1 protein-coding gene is annotated in these 1,451 nt (G+C 47.8%); it reads left to right on the forward strand.

All coding sequences use genetic code 11. From position 1 onward, the window contains the following. The first annotated feature begins 129 nt into the window (after positions 1–129). Positions 130–1,296 (forward strand): IS4 family transposase, encoded by a 1,167-nt coding sequence (locus tag AN477_RS00095; RefSeq protein WP_054967163.1) that lies wholly within the window; start codon positions 130–132, stop codon positions 1,294–1,296. Positions 1,297–1,451 lie beyond the last annotated feature (155 nt).

Raw genomic sequence — 1,451 nt, forward strand, 5'->3', positions numbered from 1 at the left:
CACTAGCGTTGCATTAATGTTATTCATAATGTTCATATGATTCGGTGTTTTAACTCTGTGAACAAATAAAAAGTTCCTTATCATGGAGAACAGGTAGTACTGTCCAAATCCACGAAAAGGAACAACCCAATGGACAACGCTACATTGAAATCCTGTTTTGGTCAATGGCTTTCTTTGGTCGATCCCGAATCCTTGCAAGCATCCATCGCCAAACATGGCGCCGACCGGTATGTGAAAAAGCTCAGTACATCCGCTGTTCTTCGCCTGTTTCTTTATGCCCAACTAGTCAATGCCTCTGGCCTACGGGACCTTGAAATTGCCGTTCGCAATGACGATGCGCTACAGCAAGAACTTGGTCTCGATTCCATTAGCATCTCGCAACTATCGAGAACTTGCGCACGGATTCCAACGGACGTATTTCGGGGTGTGTTCCTTGACCTAGTGAAAAAGACGATGGCGACGATTCACACGGATAAGCCATACGCACCGCTACTTGGACTGGTCAAGATCATTGACTCGACGACGATTCCGCTTTGTCTGTCCAAGTACCAATGGGCGACCTTTCGCAAGACCAAGGCCGGGGTCAAGGTCCATACCCGAATTTGCTTCCATCAACCGGACCGTGCTGCGCCAGATAAAGTACAGATCACGTCAGCGAACGTCGCAGACAGCAAGTTGCTTTCTAGGTTTGTGGATAGTTCGGATGCAATGTACGTCTTTGACCGCGGATACCTTGACTACGCGATGTGGGATGATTTCTGTGAGAAGAACATCCGCTTTGCGACAAGGCTCAAAGAGAATGCAGTGTACGATGTGCTGGATTGGAACTGGTCAGAGTTCGATGAGCAATCGGGCATTATCCACGACAACCTGATTCGACTGGGCAGTGCAAGCAAACAGATGGTCCACCAGTTACGCCGGATTGTGACACTGGATACGAAGGGCAACCGGATTGTGATTCTCACAAACGACTATTTTACGCCGGCCGACGAACTAGCAGAGTTGTACCGGAATCGCTGGAAAATCGAGCTGTTCTTCCGATGGATGAAGCAACACCTCAAGACAACAGCGTTCTTTGGCACAAGCCAAACTGCGGTTGAGAACCAGATTTATATCGCGTTGATTGCTTACTTGCTGATGTTTCTCGCCCAGCACGATTTAAGCACGACTGCGTCGCTGCTCACCGTGCAAAGATTGCTGAAAACCTTACTGTGGAAAACTTGGGACGAACTCCTGAGTGCTGTCCACAGGAAAGCTGCAAGAACGTCTAGAGGGCGGCAAAAGCGACGAGAATAAGTTCGAAACTACTGTCGCTATCTCAAACGGATCGTAAAAGCCTATAGCAAAAAATGGATGATGCTACCTGCTTATTCACCAGTTGTCTTGTTTCAGCGTTCATGCCGAAAATGATAAAAACTAAATATTCAGACCGCGTTAATGCAACGCTAGTG

Origin of the sequence: Paenalicyclobacillus ferrooxydans, from assembly GCF_001399675.1 — a bacterium.
Taxonomy (GTDB): Bacteria; Bacillota; Bacilli; order Alicyclobacillales; family Alicyclobacillaceae; genus Alicyclobacillus_B; species Alicyclobacillus_B ferrooxydans.